The sequence below is a fragment of the Streptomyces cacaoi genome, assembly GCF_006539165.1.
In the GTDB taxonomy this organism is placed as follows: Bacteria; Actinomycetota; Actinomycetes; order Streptomycetales; family Streptomycetaceae; genus Streptomyces; species Streptomyces cacaoi.
On the sequence record NZ_BJMM01000016.1, the window covers coordinates 1 to 21792 of the forward strand.

Annotated in this window: 17 protein-coding genes; 4 read left to right on the top strand and 13 right to left on the bottom strand. The window is 72.6% G+C overall.

Annotated elements, in window-relative coordinates; translation table 11 throughout:
• Window positions 1-731: 731 nt before the first annotated feature.
• Window positions 732-2210, bottom strand: coding sequence for an MFS transporter (locus SCA03_RS16575; RefSeq protein WP_086818171.1), 1479 nt, complete (start codon window positions 2208-2210; stop codon window positions 732-734).
• On the bottom strand, window positions 2207-2869 hold the full coding sequence (locus tag SCA03_RS16580; protein ID WP_230988755.1) for a TetR/AcrR family transcriptional regulator: 663 nt from the start codon (window positions 2867-2869) through the stop codon (window positions 2207-2209). The genes SCA03_RS16575 and SCA03_RS16580 overlap by 4 nt, the downstream gene beginning before the upstream one ends.
• 206 nt (window positions 2870-3075) lie before the next feature.
• Between SCA03_RS16580 and SCA03_RS16585 the strand changes: the two genes are divergently transcribed.
• The 4 genes from SCA03_RS16585 (at window position 3076) to SCA03_RS16600 (ending at window position 8748) form a co-directional block, all read left to right on the top strand.
• On the top strand, window positions 3076-4365 hold the full coding sequence (locus tag SCA03_RS16585; protein ID WP_086818170.1) for a helix-turn-helix domain-containing protein: 1290 nt from the start codon (window positions 3076-3078) through the stop codon (window positions 4363-4365).
• A 131-nt stretch (window positions 4366-4496) separates the two neighbouring features.
• Window positions 4497-5375 carry a toll/interleukin-1 receptor domain-containing protein gene (locus tag SCA03_RS16590; protein ID WP_086818169.1) on the top strand — a complete coding sequence of 293 codons (879 nt, stop codon included), beginning with the start codon at window positions 4497-4499 and terminating at the stop codon, window positions 5373-5375.
• Window positions 5372-7390, top strand: coding sequence for a hypothetical protein (locus tag SCA03_RS16595; protein WP_030893251.1), 2019 nt, complete (start codon window positions 5372-5374; stop codon window positions 7388-7390). The genes SCA03_RS16590 and SCA03_RS16595 overlap by 4 nt, the downstream gene beginning before the upstream one ends.
• Window positions 7387-8748 (top strand): hypothetical protein, encoded by a 1362-nt coding sequence (locus SCA03_RS16600; protein WP_141275474.1) that lies wholly within the window; start codon window positions 7387-7389, stop codon window positions 8746-8748. Before SCA03_RS16595 ends, SCA03_RS16600 begins: the two co-directional genes overlap by 4 nt.
• A 64-nt stretch (window positions 8749-8812) precedes the next feature.
• Here the strand turns inward: SCA03_RS16600 and metK are convergent, their stop codons facing one another.
• The 11 genes from metK to SCA03_RS16655 form a co-directional block, all read right to left on the bottom strand.
• Entirely contained in the window at window positions 8813-10030 is a 1218-nt protein-coding gene (gene metK / locus SCA03_RS16605) for a methionine adenosyltransferase (RefSeq protein WP_030875690.1), read from the bottom strand.
• A gap of 315 nt (window positions 10031-10345) precedes the next feature.
• Window positions 10346-11590: a bifunctional phosphopantothenoylcysteine decarboxylase/phosphopantothenate--cysteine ligase CoaBC gene (coaBC, locus tag SCA03_RS16610; protein WP_030875688.1), complete on the bottom strand. Its 1245-nt coding sequence runs from the start codon at window positions 11588-11590 to the stop codon at window positions 10346-10348.
• A gap of 108 nt (window positions 11591-11698) precedes the next feature.
• Entirely contained in the window at window positions 11699-11980 is a 282-nt protein-coding gene (gene rpoZ, locus SCA03_RS16615; protein ID WP_030875685.1) for a DNA-directed RNA polymerase subunit omega, read from the bottom strand.
• Between the two features lie 111 nt (window positions 11981-12091).
• A complete protein-coding gene (gmk, locus tag SCA03_RS16620) occupies window positions 12092-12691 on the bottom strand; it encodes a guanylate kinase (protein ID WP_051846755.1) in 600 nt (199 codons plus the stop codon).
• 38 nt (window positions 12692-12729) lie between these two features.
• Window positions 12730-13053 (bottom strand): integration host factor, encoded by a 324-nt coding sequence (locus SCA03_RS16625; RefSeq protein ID WP_030875679.1) that lies wholly within the window; start codon window positions 13051-13053, stop codon window positions 12730-12732.
• 237 nt (window positions 13054-13290) lie between these two features.
• Window positions 13291-14178 (bottom strand): orotidine-5'-phosphate decarboxylase, encoded by an 888-nt coding sequence (gene pyrF / locus SCA03_RS16630; protein ID WP_086817393.1) that lies wholly within the window; start codon window positions 14176-14178, stop codon window positions 13291-13293.
• Window positions 14175-15311: a quinone-dependent dihydroorotate dehydrogenase gene (locus tag SCA03_RS16635; protein ID WP_086817395.1), complete on the bottom strand. Its 1137-nt coding sequence runs from the start codon at window positions 15309-15311 to the stop codon at window positions 14175-14177. Before SCA03_RS16635 ends, pyrF begins: the two co-directional genes overlap by 4 nt.
• Before the next feature lie 82 nt (window positions 15312-15393).
• Window positions 15394-18714, bottom strand: coding sequence for a carbamoyl-phosphate synthase large subunit (gene carB, locus SCA03_RS16640; protein WP_030893242.1), 3321 nt, complete (start codon window positions 18712-18714; stop codon window positions 15394-15396).
• Entirely contained in the window at window positions 18707-19894 is a 1188-nt protein-coding gene (gene carA, locus SCA03_RS16645) for a glutamine-hydrolyzing carbamoyl-phosphate synthase small subunit (RefSeq protein ID WP_086817397.1), read from the bottom strand. The genes carB and carA overlap by 8 nt, the downstream gene beginning before the upstream one ends.
• The gene (locus SCA03_RS16650; protein ID WP_030875661.1) at window positions 19891-20499 is read right to left on the bottom strand and encodes a PH-like domain-containing protein; all 609 of its coding nucleotides are present in this window, start codon (window positions 20497-20499) and stop codon (window positions 19891-19893) included. The genes carA and SCA03_RS16650 overlap by 4 nt, the downstream gene beginning before the upstream one ends.
• Window positions 20496-21791 (bottom strand): dihydroorotase, encoded by a 1296-nt coding sequence (locus tag SCA03_RS16655; protein ID WP_030875658.1) that lies wholly within the window; start codon window positions 21789-21791, stop codon window positions 20496-20498. Before SCA03_RS16655 ends, SCA03_RS16650 begins: the two co-directional genes overlap by 4 nt.
• Between the last annotated feature and the right edge of the window lies 1 nt (window position 21792).

A 21792-nucleotide genomic window follows, 5' to 3' on the forward strand; every position in this document is an offset into this window, starting at 1 on the left:
TGGCGCCGCACCCCGGAATCGGAACGGCGTGGGCCGGGACGGGCCGGGGCCGGGCCGAACCGGGGCCGGAGTCGGGCGGCGCGGGAGCCGGGGCCCGACCGGGGCCAAGGCGGACCGGGGAGCCGGGGCCCGACCGAGGCCGGGGCCGAGCCGCGCGGGAGCCGGGGCACGACCGGAGCCGGACCGGACCGGGGAGCCGAAGCCCGACCAAGGCCGGGTCCACCGGGGGCCAGGGACGAACCGGGGCCGCACCGACCAGGGCCGCGTCCGGGCCTCAGCCTTTCGTGGCGCCGCACCCCGGAATCGGAACGGCGTGGGCCGGGACGGGCCAGGGTCGGGCCGAACCGGGGCCGGAGTCGGGCGGCGCGGGAGCCGGGGCACGAGCGAGGGCGGGCCGGAGCAGGGGGCCGGGGTCGACCAGGGGCCAGGGGCGAACCCGGCCGAGTCGGGCCGGGGCCGGAAGCCCAGCGGCACGGAGCCGGACCCGACCAGGACCGCGTCCTGACCTCAGCGCTCCGTGGCCCGCCCCCCGGACTCGGACGACGCGGCCCGGTCAGTGCACCCGCCCTACCCAGGAGCCGAGGGATGCCGAGGAATGCCAAGGGATGCCGAGGAACACCCGCACCCGCTGTGCAGCTTCGCCCGGCTCGACACCCGCGCGCGGTCCGCCCCACCGCACGCCGAGGCCGCACACCAGGACCACCCACGGCACACCTCGGGGCCACGCCGGCTCAGTTCGCCGTGCGGGAGACCGCCGCCGGCTCGGGACCGGTCGCCCGCTCGGCGCGGCTCGGTACCCGGACGCCCCGGGGGACCGCCACCGCCGCCAGGGCCAGCGCACCCGCCACGGTCCCGACCCCGCCGACGGCGGTGCCGATCCCCGCCGCGTCCGGGCCCCGTGCGCCCAGCACCGTCTGGACGACGGCCAGTCCGAAGGCGCCGCCGATCTGCTTGGCCAGCATCGCCCCGGCGGTCGCCGCGCCCATGTCGGAGCGCGGCACACAGTTCTGGGTCGCGATCATCAGCCCGCCCATCGCCGGGCCCGACCCCAGCCCCGCCACCAGCAGCCGACACGTCAGGGGCACGGCGCCGGTCGCCGGGTCCAGCCACAGGAAGCCCGCCGTCCCGCCGAGCAGCAGGCAGGCGCCGGTCACCAGCGCCGGTTTGGTGCGCCCGGTGCGGAGCGCGGCGGCGGCCGTCAACCGGTTGCCGACCACCGAACCGATGAGGAACGGCAGCAGCGACAGCCCGGAGACGGTGGCCGTCTGGCCGCGTACGTGCTGGAAGTACAGCGGCAGCAGGACCCCGACGGGCAGCGCGGCGAGCTGGAAGAAGAACCCGGCGAGCAGCAGTGAGCCGTACGTCGGCCGCCGGAACAGGCGCAGCGGGAGCACGGGCACGGCCGCGCGCCGCTCGACCGGCAGCAGCGCCCCGAGCAGCGCCACCCCCGCGACGAGGCTCCCGGCCACCGCGGGGTCCGCCCAACCCGCGCCGCCGTCCGGCGCGTTGCCCCGCAGACTGAACGCGACGAGCACCAGCGACAGCCCGGCGGACAGCAGCAGCAGACCGGCCACGTCGAGCCGTCCGCCCCGCGCCCGCTCCGGCCGGCGTTCGGGCAGCAGCAGCCACAGCACAGCGGCGGCGGCCGCACCGAGCGGCAGGTTCATCCAGAACGCCCAGCGCCAGTCCGCGTGGTCGGCCAGCACCCCGCCCAGCAGCGGCCCGCCCACCATGCCGAGCACGAGCATGGCGCCCATCGCCGTCTGCATCCGTACGAGCCCGCCGCCGCGCTCGGGCGGATGCAGATCCCGCACGAGTGCCATGCCCAGCGTCAACAGGGCGCCACCGCCGAGCCCCTGGACGGCGCGGGCCACGATCAGCACCGGCATGGACCCGGCGAGCCCGCAGGCCAGCGAGCCCGCCAGGAACACCCCGAGCCCGCCGAGCAACAGCAGCCGCCTGCCGTACAGATCGGAGAACCTCCCGTACACCGGCACGCTCACCGACGAGCTGAGCAGATAGGCGGTGACGAGCCACACGTACCAGGAGTCGTCGCCTCCGATCCGCTCCACGATGCGCGGCAGCGCCGTCCCGACGACGGTGCCGTCCAGCATCGCGAGGAACGCGCACCCCAGCAGCGCGACGGTGGCCGCCCGCCGCCGCACCGCACCGAGTCCCTCGTACGGGTCGGCGTGCCCGCCGCCCGTCACGCGCCCCCCTCGGGCGCCCCGGGCGCACGCACCGCCCCGTGCAGGAAGAGCCCGACCAGTTCGTCGTTGTCCAACGGCTCGGCCGTACCCGGGCGTCCGCTCGCCAGCAGCATCATCTGGAAGACGGCGGCGAGCCGTTCGGGCGGCTGCCGCAGCGCATCCCGGTCCGGCTCGAACAGCGCGGCCAGCGCCGCCCGCGGCCCGGCCAGCCCGGCCTCCCGGTCGGGCATCTCCCCCTTGGCGCCCGCCTCCGGACGCCGCATCCGATCGAGCTTGCCCACCGCGGCCAGCGCCCCCGCGACCTGCCCGATCCGGTTCATGTGCCCCCGCAACACCTCGCACGCCTGGTGCAACCGTTCCTCCAACGGCTGCTCCAGCGCGATGGCTTCGAGGTGCGCGACGGTGTCGTCCGGCCGCACGGCGGCATCCATGCACGCCGCCAACAGCGCGTCCTTGTCGGAGAAGACCCGGAATATGGTCCCCTCCCCGATCCCGGCCGCCCGCGCGATCTGCGCCGTGGTGACGGCGGCCCCGTACTCGACGACCAGCGGCAGCGCGGCCGAGACGATCATCTCCCGCCGCCGCCCCGCCTCCATGGCAGGCGCCCGCTTCCGCCCCGAACTCCCCTGCTTCTCCGCCTTGTTGCTGTTCTCATCCATACCCGCACAGTACGGAGTGAGCACTCACTCCGTCAATGAGTGAGCACTCACTCCGCTCAGCGCCCTCTCGACGGCCACCCGTCACGTGCTGTTGCTTACCGAGCGGGGAACGGGAAACGGTCCCCTTCGCCTTGTTGATCCGGGCCCGGCTGCCCCACGCTTCTGGGTGCCGGCTGCTGCCCGGAGCGAGAGCCATGGAGGTCCCAGTGGATCAGCAGCCGCTCCTGTTCGGTCCCGAACTGCGTCGACTGCGAGTGGCCTCGGGGTACACCCTGGGCCGCTTCAGCGATCGCGTGCACTACAGCAAGAGTCACCTCAGCCAGGTCGAACGGGGCCTGAAACCCGCGGGCCCCGAACTGGCCCGTCTGTGCGACTCCGCTCTGGGTGCCGGTGGCCGGCTGGCCCGGCTCGTGCCGCAACGCCCCTCCGGAACAGCTCCGGAAACGCTCCCCGACCCCTGCGACGAAGGTGAGGAATGGCACATGCACCTCTCCCCCGACGGCGACAGCTGGTTCCGCCCCGTCGACCGCAGGACGCTGGTGGCCGGCGGCGCCGCGTCCGTCGTGGCCCTGGGACTGGGGTCGGGACCGGCACACACCCAGGCTCCCCACGCCCTCCGCAGCGCCCGGCTCCTCTTCGACCAGTACCGCGCCCTGGGGCAGTCCGCCCCGCCCGGAGCCCTGCTGCCCACGCTCGTCGCCCAGACCCACACGCTACGGACCCTGGCCCGGCGCGCGGCCGCCCCGCTCCGCGCGGAACTGCTCCAACTGGCCTCCCGCTACGCCGAGTTCGTGGGCTGGCTCGTCCAGGAGAACGGGGACGACACCGGCGCCCTGTGGTGGACCGAGCGCTCCGTACGGCTGGCCCAGGCCGGCGGCGACCACGACCTCGCGGCCTACGCACTGGTGCGCAAGGCGCTGATCGCCTTCTACCGGGACGACGCCGCACACACCGTGGAGCTGGCACGGCGGGCACAGGAAGCGCATCCCCCGCCGCGCATCGCCGGGCTGGCAGCACAACAGGAGGCGCAGGGCCACGCGTTGGCCGGGGACCACTCCGCCTGCATGCGGGCACTGGAGCGGGCACGCGAACAGCTCGCCACGGCGGATTCCCCGGACGGCCCGGTGATCGGCACCGTGCACCTTCCCGACCCGGTCTCCATGATCACCGGCTGGTGTCTGCACGATCTCGGCCGGCCCCGCGCCGCCGCCGCGGTCCTGGACGAGCAGATCGCGCGGCTGCCCGAACACGCCCTGCGCAACCAGGCGCGCTACGGGACGCGGCGCGCGCTCGCCCACGCGCAGGCGGGCGAACTGGACCACGCCTGCACCCTGGCCGGCCCCCTGCTGGACCACGCGGAGGCCGTCGGCTCGGCCACCATCCGCACCGACCTCCGCAAGCTCAAGCGCACTCTCGCCCGCCACACCACACACCGCGCGGCCCGGGAACTGGACCAGCGGCTGACGGCCGTACTGCACCCGGAGCCGCACGGCTGACCACCACCGACCACCGCTGATCACGGCGGGCCACAGCTGACCACGGCCGAGCACCGCGGAGCGCCGGCCGACGCCGGTCGACGACCCCGGCACGGGATCCGACAACCCCGAGACCAGAAAGGTGAAGATTCATGGCAGATCCGGATATTTTCGTCAATTACCGCACAGATGACGAAGGTTCGGCGGCAGCACTCATCGCGGACGGCATCGCGGCGGCGTACGGCCCGGAGCGCGTCTTCTACGACCACGGTTCGATCAGCGGCGGCCGGCACTACCCGGAGCAGCTGGAAACCGCCGTCGGACGCTGCACCGTACTCCTCGCGGTCATCGGCGACCGCTGGCTCGACGCCCGGGACGCCCGGGGCCGACGCAGGCTGGACGACGAGGAGGACTGGACACGGCGGGAGATCATCTCCGTGCTGCAACGCGGCGCCCATGTGATCCCGGTCCTCGTCGCACCCCGGCAGCAGCCGCTCCAGCGCTCCGAACTCCCCGAGGCACTCGGCGAATTGGCGGAGCTCCAGTTCCGGACGTTCAGCCCGCGCACCAAGGACAGCGACCTGGAGGTACTCTTCCGCGACCTGGCGGAGCTGGTGCACGCGCCGCCCGCGCTGCCGGGCTCCCGCACGGAGGGCGCGGCGCCGGCACCGCCCACGTACGCCACGCACAACACCTCGCACGGCGACCACGACGGCCACATCGTCCAGGCCCAGGACATCTCCGGGAACATCGGCCCGCTGATCAGCAACCCCACCGGCAACCTCCACACCGGCTCCGGGCCGCAGAACAACACGACGCACAACACCCACATCGCGGGCGACCAGCACAACGCGACCACCCACGTGGCCGGCGACCAGCACACGGCCGGCCCCAGCCACACGACGAACACCTTCTCCGGCGGCGTCGGCAACTACCTGAACGGCAGCAACAGCGGCGGCATGCACCAGACGACGCAGCACGCCCCGGCAGCCGAGCGGGCCGCGGACCCCGAGGAGGACGGCGGCCGGTGACCACCGAGAACCACACCACCCTCGGCGGCCCGATCGGCGCCACGCACACCGGGTCGGGCCCGCAGACCAACCTCAACTTCCTTCTCGGGGCCGAGAACCTGCTGGATCCGGCCGCACTGCTCACCGGCCGCGCGACCCGCCGCTTCCGCACCTTCACGGACGACGAACCCGCCCGGCTCCGCGCACGGTTCGCGGCACCCCCCGGGCTCCAGGCCGCCCGGCGCCGGCTCGGCGAGCACGGCACCGTCCTGCTGCACGGAGCACCGGGCACGGGCAAGCACACCGCCGGCGTGGCCCTGCTGTCCGAGAACCCCTCCGCCACCGGCCGGCTGCACCGGCTGGACGGCCAGGCCAGCGGCGACGAACGGGCCCTGGATCCCGGGCTGGTGGAAGAGGGGGACCGGCTGCTGCTCGACCTCACCGGCGTCGACACGGCCCGCAAGGAGAGCCTCCTGACGGCGCTTCCCTCCTTCCGTGCCGAGGTCCGGTCGAAGTCCGCGATCCTGGCCGTCGCCCTGCCCGATACGCCGCAGCGCCTGATCCCGTCGGCGCTGCTGCCCTGCCTCGCGCCGCTGCAACGGCCCGACCCCTGGCGCGCGCTGCGCATGCACCTCCGCGCGGACGGCATCCACCCCGGGCCCGACGATCTGCGAGACGCCTGGCTGGCGGACTTCCTGGCCCACGCCGCCATGGCGGACGTCGCCGCGCTCGCGGCCGGTGCCCTCCACGCCCGGGAGCGCCCCGGTTCCGGAACCACGCACTGCGCGCAGTGGCTGCGCGAGGCACTCGACACGCTCACACCCGGCAGCGCGGACATCCGACCCGTCCTCGCCGGCCTCCCGGACGCGGGCTCCCTGTCGCTGTACCTGTGCACGGCCCTGCTGGAGGGTGCCCGCTCCGACGTCGTCGAGCGGGCGACGGAACGGCTGCTGTCGGCCGTCGGTCATCCCCGTCTCGACACCCCGCTCCTGCACCGCCGGGCGCTCAGCGACCGGCTGGCCGACCTCAAGGGCACCGTCCACGCCGACGGCACCGTCCACCTGCCCGACGGCCACGCGGCAGCGGTCCGGGAATACTTCTGGACCAACTACCCCGCGTTGCGGGACACCTTGGGCACCTGGGCGGAGAAGACGGTCGACGCGGACCGGGTCGGCCCCGCCGACCGTTACGCGCTGATCGAGCGCTTCGCCGAGCAGACCCTGCGCACGGACCGGCCCGACGTCCTCGTCCGGCTCGTCGAGTCCTGGACGGAGTCGCGGGAGTCCGCAGAGCCGCGGTACACCACCGCACGGGCCTCCAGCGCCGGCAAGGCCCTCACCCTCGGCCTCCTCGACGAGCGCCACGGAGGCTACTTCCGCCGCCGGACGTACGAGTGGTCCCGCTCGTCGGGAACCGGCCCGAGGCTGGCCGAGGTGCTCGTCGAGGTGTGCGCACGGGTGCTCGCCGCCGACTACCCCCACCAGGCGCTCGTCCGGCTCCTGCACCTCGCCCGCAGACAGCGCGGCCCGGCCGGCCGCAAGGCACAGGAGGCGCTGGCGCGGCTCACCGCCGACGACCACCGGCTGTTCCGCCGCCTCCTGGCCCAGCTCACCGACGCGCACGGCGCGGACCGGGCATCCGACATCCGGCTCTTCCTCGCGCTCGTCGCCCCGGAGAGGCCCACGGACACCGCTCCGCGCTACCGGACCCTGCTGTCCGACGGCGACGTACGCCGCCGGCTGACCGACGGCTGGGACACCGTCTGGCGGCTGCTTCCCGAACGCGACCGGGCCGGAGCGCTGCGCACCTGGCTCGACACCGCGCTGGAGGAACCGGACACGACCGGGGACCGGCTCCTCGGCATCCTCGTCAACTCCTGCCGGGGCCGGGGCACGGACCTGAGCCGGCTCCATCTCCAGGTACGGCAGCGGTCGGCCGGCCATCCACGAGGCCCCGCCCTGTTCGAGAAGTTCTGGGAGCGGTGCGCCGTCGCACTGGGCCTGGAGCCCGCCCCGAGGGAGAAGGTGCCGTCATGACCTACGGACGCCGGACGGTGGCGGCCTTCGCGACCGTGCTCACCGCCTTGCTCACCACCGTGATCGGGCTGGCCTTCCACTGGCCGCTCCCCCTGTGGTTCTTCGCCACCTCCGCGCTGGGATCGCTCGCCCTGCTCCTGGTGCGGGCCACCGGCTCCCGACCGGATCCGCTCGCCCGGGAGTTCACCCCCGAACCGGATCTGCCCATTCCGCCACCGGAGATCCGGGCACACGACGTCCGGGACGTCGCCCTGCCCAGCGCGTGGCCGGACTACGACTTCCGGTTCTCCGCGACCGTGCGCTGGCACCCGCTCGCCGCACCACCGCACGCGCCCTCGGTCAACCCGGCGGGGCTCGCGGTCCAGGCGGTCCTCGAACGGGCGGCAGAACTGACCGAGGACCTGGAACCGCACCGTTTCGCCCTGGCCCAGTACCGGTTGAGCGGCGAGCTGGGCACGATGCGCCCCGACCCGGCCGGCCGGCTCGACGTGATGGCGGAGAACGTGACGCTGACGCTGACGGACCAGGACAGCGCCCGGCTGGACGACCTCTCCACCGTCCGCAAGGAGAAGGACGTCTGGGAGCACAAACGCCGGCACGAACAGAACCTTCGCGAATACCTCAGCGACGACGTGCTCAAGACGCCGGGCAGCGCCGTCGTCTGGTGGCTGGCGCAGAACGAGAACGAACCGAAGCGTGCCGTCGACGACATCGGCATGCTCGCCCAGCTCTCGTCCGTCGCACACGACACGGACGTCCCCGACCGGCTCAAGCACCTGATCCCCTACCCGGAGCCGCCCACCGACCCCGGGGAGCCCCCGGAACCCTCCGCTCCCGGTCCGTTCGATCCGGACCCGTTCGATCCGGACCCGTCCAACGGCAGCGGCCCCACCGGTGCTCCGCCCTTCGCCATGCCGATGAACGACGGCGCCGCCTCCGCCGAACCTCCGGAGGAGGACGCGGCCGATCTGTTCCGGCGCTGGGTGGCCCGCCTGAAGCTCGACCCCGACGGTCCCGAGGCCGCCACGCTCGCCCAGAGCCTCGTCCACGTCGCCCAGCGGTGCGGAGCCGACGCCGAGGCGGCCCGGTATCTGCTCTCCCGTATGGGGATCCATGTGCCCGGCGGCGACACCGGCCCACAGCCGGCCGAAGCCGGGAGCACGGAGGCAGAGGACGGCGCACGGCACCGCACCGCGCCCTCCGACGCCCCCAACGGGTCGCACCCCGGGCACGACGACGCACCCGGACCGTTCGTCGCGCCCGAGCCGCCGCCCATGCCCACCCGTCCCCCGACCGTGCCCCCACCCGGCACACCGCCGGCCTGGAACGGAGCGGCCGACGGCCACGGCACCGCCTGAACACGCCGCGGGCCCGGCACCCTGCCAGCGTGGGGTGCCGAGCCCGCGGGCCGGAGATGGGGGATTACAGGCCGACGGCCTTACGCAGGGCGTCGACGCGGTCCGTGCGCTCCCAGGTGAAGTCGGGCAGCGCGCGGCCGAAGTGGCCGTAGGCGGCGGTCTGCGCGTAGATGGGGCGCAGCAGGTCGAGGTCGCGGATGATCGCGGCCGGGCGGAGGTCGAAGACGTCCGAGATGGCCTGCTCGATCTTCTCGACGTCGACCGAGGCCGTGCCGAAGGTCTCGACGAACAGACCGACCGGCTCGGCCTTGCCGATGGCGTAGGCGACCTGGACCTCGCAGCGGGAGGCGAGCCCCGCGGCGACGACGTTCTTGGCGACCCAGCGCATGGCGTACGCGGCGGAACGGTCCACCTTGGACGGGTCCTTGCCGGAGAACGCGCCGCCACCGTGGCGGGCCATGCCGCCGTAGGTGTCGATGATGATCTTCCGGCCGGTCAGGCCGGCGTCGCCCATGGGGCCACCGATCTCGAAGCGGCCGGTCGGGTTGACCAGCAGCCGGTAGCCCTCGGTGTCGAGCTTGATGCCCTCGTCCACGAGGGCCTTCAGCTCCGGCTCGACGACGAACTCGCGGATGTCGGGCGCGAGCAGCGAGTCGAGGTCGATGTCGGCGGCGTGCTGGGAGGAGACCACGACGGTGTCCAGCCGCACGGCCTTGTCGCCGTTGTACTCGATGGTGACCTGCGTCTTGCCGTCGGGCCGCAGGTAGGGGATGGTCCCGTTCTTGCGGACGGTGGAGAGCCGCTCCGAGAGCCGGTGCGCCAGCGTGATCGGCAGCGGCATGTACTCGGAGGTCTCGTCGCAGGCGTAGCCGAACATCAGGCCCTGGTCGCCCGCGCCCTGCTCGTCGAGCTCGTCGACGTCCTTGCTGTCGCTCTCGACGCGGCGCTCGTAGGCGGTGTCCACGCCCTGCGCGATGTCGGGCGACTGGGCGCCGATGGACTCGGAGACGCCGCAGGAGGCGCCGTCGAAGCCCTTCTTCGACGAGTCGTAACCGATGTCGAGGATCTTGTTGCGTACGAGCGTCGAGATGGGCGCGTAGGCCTTGGTGGTCACCTCGCCCGCGACGTGCACGAGGCCGGTGGTGATCAGCGTCTCGACGGCGACCCGGGAGTGCGGGTCCTCCTTGAGGAGGGCGTCGAGAATGGTGTCGCTGACCTGGTCAGCGATCTTGTCAGGGTGACCCTCGGTCACGGATTCCGAGGTGAACAGACGGCGCGACACATCGCTCCCTGGGGTTGCAGCGGCTGCTGGCTGAGCATGGGGCGGACCGTCGGGGCTGCGCCCGGAGCACGGTCCGCGGCCAGTTTATCCATCTCCACCGGCATCCAATCACGGACTCTCGAACTCCGAGACGACCATGCGGACCTCGATTCGAACTCGCGTGCCACTTGGGGGGCGGAGCGTATCCGGCAAAATCCCGCCGTGTCGGTCACCGTCGATCACGGTCAAGAGTGCGATCCCGGCCCCGTTCGACCGCGTACGACGAAATCCGGCCCCGTGCTCATCGCGCACGGGGCCGCCCGCCCGGCCACCGGCTCAGCCCTGTCCCGCCGCCGGCATCCGCTGCGCGATCAGATCCCACACGGTGTCGGCAAGCGCTTCCTTCGGCCCGTACGGCACCGGTGTCTCGCTGCCGTCGGCACCCAGAACGACCGCTTCGTTCTCTTCCGCGCCGAACGTCCGCTTCTCCCCCACCTCGTTGACGACGAGCAGGTCACAGCCCTTCGCGGCGAGCTTGGCCCGTCCATTGGCGAGGACGTCGTCGGTCTCGGCGGCGAAGCCCGCGACGACGGTGCCGGGGCGCGGGCGGTCCGCCGACAGCTCGGCCAGGACGTCCGGATTGCGCACCAGCGTCAGCGGCTCCGGCTCCTGGCCGGCCCGCTTCTTGATCTTCCCCTCCGCGTACACGGCAGGCCGGAAATCGGCCACGGCCGCCGCCATGACGACCGCGTCCGCGTCCCGCGCCGCCTCCACGACGGCCTCCCGCAGCTCCCGCGCCGTCCCCACCGGCACGACGTCCACGCCTGCCGGGGCGGGCAGGGCGCTGTTCGCGGCGACGAGCGTGACCCGAGCGCCCCGCGCGGCGGCCGTGCGCGCCAGCGCGTACCCCTGCTTGCCCGAGGAGCGGTTTCCCAGATACCGCACCGGATCGAGTGGTTCCCGGGTACCGCCCGCGCTGACGACGACGTGCCGTCCGGCCAGATCGGTGTGCGCCCCGGTGGCGCCCCGGGCGAGCACCCGGCGGCAGAACTCGAAGATCGCGTCCGGGTCCGGCAGCCGGCCCTTGCCCGTGTCGACACCGGTCAGCCGGCCGACGGCGGGCTCGATGACATGGGCACCGCGCTCACGCAGCGTGGCGACATTGGCACGGGTCGCCGGGTGCTCCCACATCTCCGTGTGCATGGCGGGCGCGAACACCACGGGACAGCGGGCGGTCAGCAGGGTGTTGGTCAGCAGGTCGTCGGCGAGCCCGTGCGCCGCCTTGGCCAGCAGGTCCGCGGTCGCCGGAGCCACGACGACGAGATCCGCTTCCTGCCCGATACGGACGTGCGGCACCTCGTGCACGGACTCCCACACCTCGGTGGCCACCGGATGCCCGGTGAGCGCGGACCAGGTGGCGGCGCCGACGAAGTGCAGCGCCGCGTCCGTCGGGACGGCGCGTACGTCGTGGCCGCTCTCGGTCAGCCGGCGCGCCAGCTCGCACGCCTTGTACGCGGCGATACCGCCGCTCACGCCCAGCACGACCTTCGGCCGCGCCCGGCTCACCTGCTGGTTCGTCACTCGTCTCTCCCCACTGCCACCGCGCCGGCCGGCGCTCCGGTACCGGATCCATGACACACCAAGGGCCCGGCAGCCGCGCTGCCGGGCCCTGTGAAGCGGTGTGCGCCGTTACGGAGTGACGGCCGCGGGGGCCTCGACGGACTCCGAGGTGAGCAGACCGGCGTTGATCTCCCGGAGGGCGATCGACAGCGGCTTCTCGTGCACGTGCGTGTCCACCAGCGGGCCGACGTACTCCAGGAGGCCCTCACCGAGCTGGGAGTAGTACGCGTTGATCTGGCGGGCGCGCTTGGCCGCGTAGATCACGAGGCTGTACTTCGAGTCGGTGGCCTCGAGCAGCTCATCAATCGGCGGGTTGATGATGCCCTCGGGCGTGGTGATGGAAGAGGACACTCTCTGCCTTCCGAAGGGGTAAGAAGTGGGATCGTCCGTTGCCGGGTCCTGCCCGGAAGTGTTCCGTTCCGGTTCCCGGCCGGACCGTACCGGGACGGAGGCGGGGAGGAATCAGCAATCGATACGCATCAAGGCTAGCAGCTCGGCGCTGACCTCCTCGACGGAGGTGTTGACGAGGCTCACATCGAACTCCGCCTCGGCGGCCAGCTCCGTGCGGGCCGCCTCCAGCCTCCGCTCGATCACCTCGGGCGCCTCGGTGCCCCGGCCGGTGAGCCGGCGGACCAGCTCCTCCCAGGAGGGCGGCGCGAGAAAGACGAGCCGGGCCTCGGGCATGGACTCCTTGACCAGACGGGCGCCCTGGAGATCGATCTCCAGCAGGACGGGTTCGCCCTGGTCCAGATGTTCCAGCACCGCCTGGCGGGGTGTGCCGTAGCGGTTGCCGGCGAACTCCGCCCACTCCAGCAGCTCGCCGTTGGCGATCAGCTTGTCGAACTCCTCGTCGTTGACGAAGAAGTACTGCACCCCGTGGCGCTCGCCGGGGCGGGGCTTTCGGGTGGTGGCGGAGACGGAGAGCCAGACCTCGGGATGGGCCTTGCGCATATGTGCGACGACCGTGCTCTTGCCGACCCCGGAGGGGCCGGAGAGCACGGTCAGTCGCGACGTGGCGACCGGGGGTACCGGGGTCTCCCCCCGGGGAACTGCGGAACTCATGCAGCGATTATCCCGGTTCACGTGAGTGCCTGAGACCGTCAGGCGTTGGCGCCGCCGAACTCGCGCTCAAGGGCAGCGATCTGGTTGGAACCGAGGCCACGCACACGGCGGCTCTCGGAGATGCCCAGCCGCTCCATGATCTGCTTGGCGCGGACCTTGCCGACGCCGGGCAGGGACTCCAGGAGTGCGGAGACCTTCATCTTGCCGATGACATCGTTCTCCTGGCCCTGCTTGATCACGTCATGGAGCGAAGCGCCGGAGTGCTTCAGCCGGTTCTTGACCTCGGCGCGCTCCCGGCGAGCCGCGGCGGCCTTCTCGAGCGCGGCTGCGCGCTGTTCAGGGGTAAGGGGCGGAAGAGCCACGCCTACGTCACCTCGGATGTCGAACTGTCGGATACGGACCGGTGAGGAACCTAGTAGCCCTACACCTGCGGAGCAACGAGCAACGCGCCTGTTCGCGCTGCTCTCGACGGAGACTAGCGTCCGGTCGCTCCACAGTCAGCGAGAACAGACGAAAAGTCCAGGTCAGCCTCCGTGCAGGCCCGACGTTTCAGGGCAATTGCGACGCTTTTCCCCGGCTACTCGGGAGTTGGCACGGGCCTAACCGAGAGCCGTACGGATCTCGTCGGCGAAACGCGCGGCGGAATCGCGAAGTCCGGTTGTATCGGGACCGTGCAGAAGCACCCCGCGGCTCACGCTCGGTACGACGTTGTGCACCGCGTCGCCGAACACGGCCGGGAGATCGGCGGGTGTCGCCCCCTGGGCACCGATCCCCGGGGCCAGCAACGGCCCGTTGACGGACAGCGGGAAGGCCGACAGATCGCCGAGCGTCGCCCCGACCACCGCGCCGAAGGAACCCAGCGGTTCGGCGCCCGCGTTCTCCTCGGCCAGGTGGTGCAGCACCGTCTCCGCGACCGTCCGGCCGTCCGCGTCCGCCGCGCGCTGCACCTCGTGGCCCTCCGGGTTGGACGTCAGCGCCAGCACGAACAGTCCGGCGCCGCTCTCGCGGGCCGCCGCGAGCGCCGGTGACAACGCTCCGTATCCCAAGTAGGGGCTCACGGTGAGCGCGTCGCTGAACAGCGGGCTGCCGGCATCGAGGAAGGCGGAGGCGTAGGCGGCCATCGTGGAACCGATGTCGCCGCGTTTGGCGTCCATCAGCACCAGGGCGCCCGCCTGCCGGGCCTCGGCGACCGCCGTCTCCAGGACGGCCAGACCGCGCGAGCCGAACCGTTCGAAGAAGGCGGCCTGCGGCTTGAGTACGGCGACCCGGTCGGCCAGCGCCTCGACGGTGGTCCGCGCGAACCGCTCAAGACCGGCGACGTCGTCGCTCAGCCCCCACGCGGTCAGCAGGGACGCGTGCGGGTCGATGCCCACGCACAGCGGGCCGCGGGCGTCCATGGCCGCGCGCAGCCGGGCGCCGAACGGGACGGGATCCGGGGCGTGCGAGGTGTGGCCGGCGTCGGCCGGGGGTCCGGGGTGGTGCGTCATGCTGCCGCCTTCCGGTCGTGGGGGCCGCCGTCCGGTGTGCGGTGTTCGGCGCCGACCGCCTCGGCGAGGGTCGCGTACGGGCTGGCCTCCAGCAGTGCGGCGAGGCCGCGGTGCATCCGGCGCATCCAGCACGGGCCCTCGTAGAGGAAGGCGGTGTAGCCCTGGACGAGGGTGGCGCCGGCCAGGATGCGGCGCCAGGCGTCCTCGGGCGTGGTGATGCCGCCGACGCCGATCAGCGTGATGCGGTCGCCGACGCGGGCGTGGAGACGGCGCAGCACCTGAAGGGAGCGGTCGGCGACGGGTGCGCCGGACAGCCCGCCCGTCTCGGCGGTCAGCACGGCGGGCGAGGTCAGGCCCAGGCCCTCGCGGGCGATGGTGGTGTTGGTGGCGATGATGCCGTCCAGGCCCAGCTCCAGGGCGAGATCGGCGACGGCGTCGACGTCCTCGTCCGCCAGATCCGGGGCGATCTTCACCAGCAGCGGGACGCGGCGGCCGGTGACCGCGCGGTCGGCGGCCTCGCGCACCGCGGTCAGCAGCGGCCGCAGATGCTCGGTCGCCTGGAGGTCGCGCAGGCCGGGGGTGTTCGGCGAGGAGACGTTGACGACGAGGTAGTCCGCGTGCGGGGCGAGCGCCTCGGCGGAGGTCACGTAGTCGTGCACCGCCTCCGCCTCGGGCACCGCCTTGGTCTTGCCGATGTTGACGCCCAGCGTCGTACGGAAGGCCGGGCGGCGGGCGGCGAGGCGGGCCGCGACGGCGGCCGAGCCCTCGTTGTTGAAGCCCATCCGGTTGATGAGGGCCCGGTCCTGGACGAGCCGGAAGAGGCGCTTCCGCGGATTGCCGGGCTGGGCGCGTCCGGTGACGGTGCCGACCTCGACGTGGTCGAAGCCGAGCATGGCGAGGCCGTCGATGCCCTCGGCGTTCTTGTCGAAGCCGGCGGCCAGGCCGACGGGTCCGTGCATCCGGCGGCCCAGTGCCTCGACGCGGAGCGCCTTGTGGCGGGGGGCCAGGACGGCGGCGGTCAGGGTGTTGACCACCGGGGTGCGGGCGGCCGCGCGGATCCAGGAGAAGGCCAGGTGGTGGGCGCGCTCCGGGTCCATCCGCGCGAAGAGGGTGCGGAAGAGGAGTCCGTACATGGGGTGTTGGGCTTCCGTGGTGGGTCGGGCCCCGGTGCCGCCCCCGCCCTCCCCGGTCGGGAGGAGGGCGGGGGCGGGGCGGTCAGCGGGCTCGGGCTGCGGTCAGGTGGTGGGCGTGTTCCTGGAGGGAGCGGACACCGACCTCGCCCCGGGCGAGCGCCTCGATGCCCTGCACGGCGGCGGCCAGCGCCTGGACGGTCGTCAGGCAGGGCACCGCGCGGGCGACGGCGGCGGTGCGGATGTCGTACCCGTCGAGCCGGCCGCCGGTGCCGTAGGGCGTGTTGACGATGAGGTCGACCTCGCCGTCGTGGATGAGCTGGACGATCGTCCGCTCGCCGGACGGGCCGGTGCCCTCGCTCTGCTTGCGCACCACGGTGGCGTTGATGCCGTTGCGCTTGAGGACCTCGGCGGTGCCGGAGGTGGCCAGCAGTTCGAAGCCCATGGCGACCAGTTCCCGGGCCGGGAAGATCAGCGAGCGCTTGTCCCGGTTGGCGACCGAGACGAAGGCCCGCCCCTTGCCCGGCAGCGCCCCGTACGCCGCGGCCTGCGACTTGGCGTAGGCGGTGCCGAACACCGAGTCGATGCCCATGACTTCGCCGGTGGAGCGCATCTCCGGGCCCAGCACGGTGTCCACGCCCCGGCCCTGGACGTCGCGGAAGCGGTTCCAGGGCAGCACGGCCTCCTTGACGGAGATCGGCGCGTCCATCGGGAGGTCGCCGCCGTCGCCGTCGGCCGGCAGCATGCCCTCGGCACGCAGCTCGGCGACGGTCGCGCCCAGCGAGATCCGGGCCGCCGCCTTGGCGAGCGGGACGGCCGTGGCCTTGGAGGTGAACGGGACGGTCCGGGAGGCGCGCGGGTTGGCCTCCAGGACGTAGAGGATGTCGCCGGCCATCGCGAACTGGATGTTGATCAGGCCGCGGACGCCGACGCCGCGGGCGATGGCCTCGGTGGAGGCGCGCAGCCGCTTGATGTCGTAGCCGCCCAGGGTGATCGGCGGCAGGGCGCAGGCCGAGTCGCCGGAGTGGATGCCGGCCTCCTCGATGTGCTCCATGACGCCGCCGAGGTACAGCTCGTGGCCGTCGTAGAGGGCGTCCACGTCGATCTCTATGGCGTCGTCGAGGAAGCGGTCGATGAGCACCGGGTGCTGTTCGATCAGCCCGGCGTGCCGCTCCAGGTACGCCTCCAGCGACGGCTCGTCGTAGACGATCTCCATGCCGCGGCCGCCCAGCACATAGGAGGGGCGGACCATGACCGGGTAGCCGATCTCGGCGGCGATGCCCTTGGCCTGCGCGAAGGAGAAGGCCGTGCCGTACTTGGGCGCGGGCAGGCCGGCCTCGGTGAGCACCCGGCCGAACGCGCCGCGCTCCTCGGCCAGTTCGATGGCCTCGGGCGAGGTGCCGACGACGGGCACGCCCGCGTCCTTGAGGTCCTGGGCGAGCCCGAGCGGGGTCTGGCCGCCGAGCTGCACGAGGACACCGGCGACCGGGCCCGCCTGCTGCTCGGCGTGCACGATCTCCAGGACGTCCTCCAGGGTGAGCGGCTCGAAGTAGAGCCGGTCGGAGGTGTCGTAGTCGGTGGAGACGGTCTCCGGGTTGCAGTTGACCATGACGGTCTCGTAGCCGGCCTCGCGCAGCGCGAAGCAGGCGTGGACGCAGGAGTAGTCGAACTCGATGCCCTGGCCGATGCGGTTGGGGCCGGAGCCCAGGATGATCACCGCGGGCTTCTCGCGGGGCGCGACCTCGGTCTCCTCGTCGTAGGAGGAGTAGAAGTACGGGGTGCGCGCGGCGAATTCGGCGGCGCAGGTGTCGACCGTCTTGTAGACGGGGCGGACGCCCAGGGCGTGCCGCACCTCGCGGACGACGTCCTCGCGCAGCGAGCGGACGGCGGCGATCTGTGCGTCGGAGAAGCCGTACCGCTTGGCCTCGGCGAGGAGTTCACCGCTCAGCTCGGGCGCCTCGGCGATCTCGTCCGCGATCTCCTTGATCAGGAAGAGCTGGTCCACGAACCAGGGGTCGATCTTCGTCGCCTCGAAGACCTCCTCCTGGGTGGCGCCGGCGCGGATGGCGGCCATGACGGTCTCCAGCCGGCCGTCGGTGGGCCGCCGGGACTCGGCGAGCAGCGCGTCCTTGTCGCCGAGGTCGCCGGCCGGGGTGCCGAAGTCGAACTGGCTGCCCTTCTTCTCCAGCGAGCGGAGCGCCTTGTTCAGCGCCTCGGGGAAGTTGCGCCCGATGGCCATGGCCTCGCCGACCGACTTCATGGTGGTGGTCAGCGTGTTGTCGGCCGCCGGGAACTTCTCGAAGGCGAAGCGGGGGGCCTTGACGACGACGTAGTCGAGCGTCGGCTCGAAGGAGGCCGGGGTCTGCTCGGTGATGTCGTTGGGGATCTCGTCCAGCGTGTAGCCGACGGCGAGCTTGGCCGCGATCTTCGCGATCGGGAAGCCGGTGGCCTTGGACGCGAGCGCCGAGGAGCGGGAGACCCGGGGGTTCATCTCGATGACGACGACGCGGCCGTCGGCCGGGTTCACCGCGAACTGGATGTTGCAGCCGCCGGTGTCGACGCCGACCTCGCGGATGACGGCGATCCCGATGTCCCGCAGGACCTGGTACTCGCGGTCGGTGAGCGTCATCGCGGGCGCGACGGTGATCGAGTCGCCGGTGTGCACGCCCATCGGGTCGAAGTTCTCGATGGAGCAGACGACCACGACGTTGTCGTTCTTGTCGCGCATCAGCTCCAGCTCGTACTCCTTCCAGCCGAGGATGGACTCCTCCAGGAGCACCTCGGTGGTCGGCGAGAGCGTCAGGCCCTGGCCCGCGATCCGGCGCAGCTCCTCCTCGTCGTGTGCGAAGCCGGAGCCGGCGCCGCCCATGGTGAACGAGGGCCGCACGACGACGGGGTAGCCGCCCAGCTCCTCGACGCCCTTGAGTACGTCGTCCATGGAGTGGCAGATGTAGGAGCGGGCGGACTCGCCGTGCCCGGTCTTCTCCCGGACGACCTCGACGACCTCCTTGAACCGGTCGCGGTCCTCGCCCTTGTGGATGGCGTCGACGTTGGCGCCGATCAGCTCCACGCCGTACTCGGCCAGCGTGCCGGCCTCGTGCAGCGAGATCGCGGTGTTCAGCGCCGTCTGCCCGCCGAGGGTGGGCAGCAGCGCGTCGGGGCGCTCCTTGGCGATGATCTTCTCGACGAACTCGGGGGTGATCGGCTCGACGTAGGTGGCGTCGGCGATCTCCGGATCGGTCATGATCGTCGCCGGGTTGGAGTTGACCAGAATGACGCGCATGCCCTCGGACTTGAGGACGCGGCATGCCTGGGTGCCGGAGTAGTCGAACTCGGCGGCCTGCCCGATGACGATCGGTCCTGAGCCGATGACCAGGACGGACTGGATATCGGTGCGCTTAGGCACGCTGCTCCTCCATGAGGTTCACGCTGTGCTGGAGGTTGTCGCGCATGAGCGCGACGAACCGGTCGAACAGGTAGGCGGCGTCGTGCGGGCCGGCCGCCGCCTCGGGGTGGTACTGGACGCTGAACGCGGGCCGGTCGAGCAGCCGCAGCCCCTCGACGACACCGTCGTTCAGGCAGACGTGGGAGACCTCGGCCCGGCCGTAGGGCGTCTCGCTGACCTCGTCCACCGGGGCGTCGACGGCGAAGCCGTGGTTGTGCGCGGTGATCTCGACCTTGCCCGTGGTCCGGTCCTGGACGGGCTGGTTGATGCCGCGGTGGCCGTACTTGAGCTTGAAGGTGCCGAAGCCCAGCGCCCGGCCGAGGATCTGGTTGCCGAAGCAGATCCCGAACAGCGGGATGCCGCGGTCGAGGACGCCGCGCATGAGCGCGACGGCGTCGTCGGCGGTGGCCGGGTCGCCCGGCCCGTTGGAGAAGAACACCCCGTCGGGCCGGACCGCGTCGATGTCCTCGGGCGTCGCGGCGGCCGGCAGGACGTGCACCTCGATGCCGCGCTCGGCCATGCGGTGCGGGGTCATGCCCTTGATCCCGAGGTCGACGGCGGCGACGGTGTAGCGCTTCTCACCGATCGCGGGCACCACGTACGGCTCGTCGGTGGCGACCTCGCCGCACAGATCGGCGCCCTGCATCGCGGGGACCTCCCGCACCCGGGCGAGCAGCTCCTCCTCGCCGGCCTCGGCGGCCGGGCCGGAGAAGATGCCCACGCGCATCGCCCCGCGCTCGCGCAGGTGCCGCGTCAGCGCCCGGGTGTCGATGCCGCTGATCCCGACGACGCCCTGGTCGGCCAGCTCCTCGTCCAGCGAGCGGCGGGAGCGCCAGTTCGACGGGACCCGGGCGGGGTCGCGGACGACATAGCCGGCCACCCAGATCCGCTTCGACTCGGGGTCCTCGTCGTTGACACCGGTGTTGCCGACGTGCGGCGCGGTCATGACGACGACCTGCCGGTGGTAGGACGGGTCGGTCAGCGTCTCCTGGTAGCCGGTCATGCCGGTGGAGAACACGGCCTCTCCGAAGGTCTCCCCCACCGCCCCGTAGGCCCGGCCGCGGAAGGTGCGGCCGTCCTCCAGGACGAGCAGAGCGTGCGGTGCCGTCCGGCGGACGGCTCCCCTGGCGGCGGTCGTCATGATGCGCCTTCCTGAGTGTGGTGCGAAGTGGCGACGGCGTCGTCGTCACGGGTACTGCTCATCGCGTTGACGCGCTCGACCCAGGCCGCGTGGTCGGCGGCGCGGTCGGAGCGGAAGCCGGAGTCGAGCGTGCGCCCGCCGAGCTGCCAGGTGACGACCAGCAGCCCGCCCTCGGTGAGGACCTTGCCGGCGATACCGGTGTCCAGCCGGGCCCCGCGCAGCCGCGCGGCGGGGACGAAGAAGTCCCGGGCGCCGGGCCGCAGCACGGTCAGCCCCTCCTCGGTGAGGGTCAGCTCGGCACGGCTGCGGGTGCCCAGGCCATGCGCGACGATCCGGTCCAGCCACTGCCCGGCACCGGTCGAGCCGTGGTAGCGGCCGGTCAGGGTCAGCAGCGGCTTCCCGGCCGTCCCGGGCACGGGTTCCGGCTCGGGCAGATCGCCCTGGAGGGTGCCGCGCCACTTCCAGCCCTGGCGCATGAGCCAGTACAGCAACGCGATGAAGAGGATCAGTCCGACGACCCAGCCGATGCGGGCGGCCCAGTCGGTGACTTCCTGGGATTTCTGTGCGGCCGCGAGTGCGACCGCGGGGGTGGTCTCAGTGCTCACTGCAAGTTCCCGTCGACAACCGTCGCGCGGCCCCGCAGCCAGGTGTGGCTGACGCGTCCGGGCAGCTCACGGCCCTTGTAGGGGGTGTTGCCGCTGCGGGAGGCGAAGCCCGCGGGGTCCACCTGTCCACGGTAAGCCGGATCGAGAAGGACCAGGTTGGCGGGCTCGCCGGGGGCGACGGGCCGCCCGTGCCCGGCCAGCCGGCCGATCTCGGCGGGGCGGTGGGCCATCCGGTCGGCGACCTGGGACCAGTCCAGCAGCCCGGTGTCGACCATGGTGTGCTGCACGACCGACAGCGCCGTCTCCAGCCCGACCATCCCCATGGCGGCGGCGCCCCACTCGCAGTCCTTGTCCTCGTGCGGGTGCGGGGCGTGGTCGGTGGCGACGCAGTCGATGGTGCCGTCGGCGAGCGCCTCGCGCAGCGCCATGACGTCGGCCTCGGTACGCAGCGGCGGGTTGACCTTGTAGACGGGGTCGTAGGAGCGGACCAGCTCGTCGGTCAGCAGCAGATGGTGCGGGGTGACCTCGGCGGTCACGTTCCAGCCCTTCGACTTGGCCCAGCGCACCAGCTCCACCGAGCCCGCCGTCGACAGATGGCAGATGTGCACCCGGGACCCGACGTGCGCGGCCAGCAGCACATCCCTGGCGATGATCGACTCCTCGGCGACGGCGGGCCAGCCGGCCAGCCCCAGCTCGGCGGAGACGACGCCCTCGTTCATCTGCGCGCCCTCGGTCAGCCGCGGCTCCTGGGCGTGCTGGGCGACGACACCGTCGAACGCCTTCACGTATTCCAGGGCACGCCGCATGATCACGGCGTCGTCCACGCACTTGCCGTCGTCGGAGAAGACCCGCACACCGGCGGCCGACTCGTGCATGGCGCCCAGCTCGGCGAGCTGCTTGCCCTCCAGCCCGACGGTGACGGCGCCGACCGGGCGCACATCGCAGTAGCCGTACTCCTTGCCCAGGCGCCACACCTGTTCGACGACGCCCGCGGTGTCGGCCACCGGGAAGGTGTTGGCCATCGCGTGCACCGCGGTGTACCCGCCCCGGGCGGCGGCCCGCGTGCCGGTCAGCACCGTCTCGGAGTCCTCCCGGCCGGGCTCGCGCAGATGGGTGTGCAGATCGACGAGGCCCGGCAGCAGCACGGCGCCCTCCGCCTCGACGACCTGTGCGCCGGGCGCCTGGACACCGCGGCCCACCTCCTGGATCGTGCCCTCGGCCAGCAGCACGTCCTGCGGTTCACCGCCGAGCACCCGGGCGCCCCGGATCAGCGTCTTGTCCGATGCGGTCATC

Bases quoted from the DNA above. Each gene is read 5' to 3' on its own strand.
- SCA03_RS16580 (WP_230988755.1), bottom strand. From the start codon at position 2,869: ATGGATGAGAACAGCAACAAGGCGGAGAAGCAGGGGAGTTCGGGGCGG.
- SCA03_RS16590 (WP_086818169.1), top strand. From the start codon at position 4,497: ATGGCAGATCCGGATATTTTCGTCAATTACCGCACAGATGACGAAGGT.
- SCA03_RS16600 (WP_141275474.1), top strand. From the start codon at position 7,387: ATGACCTACGGACGCCGGACGGTGGCGGCCTTCGCGACCGTGCTCACC.
- gmk (WP_051846755.1), bottom strand. From the start codon at position 12,691: ATGAGTTCCGCAGTTCCCCGGGGGGAGACCCCGGTACCCCCGGTCGCC.
- pyrF (WP_086817393.1), bottom strand. From the start codon at position 14,178: ATGACGCACCACCCCGGACCCCCGGCCGACGCCGGCCACACCTCGCAC.
- SCA03_RS16635 (WP_086817395.1), bottom strand. From the start codon at position 15,311: ATGTACGGACTCCTCTTCCGCACCCTCTTCGCGCGGATGGACCCGGAG.
- carA (WP_086817397.1), bottom strand. From the start codon at position 19,894: ATGACGACCGCCGCCAGGGGAGCCGTCCGCCGGACGGCACCGCACGCT.
- SCA03_RS16655 (WP_030875658.1), bottom strand. From the start codon at position 21,791: ATGACCGCATCGGACAAGACGCTGATCCGGGGCGCCCGGGTGCTCGGC.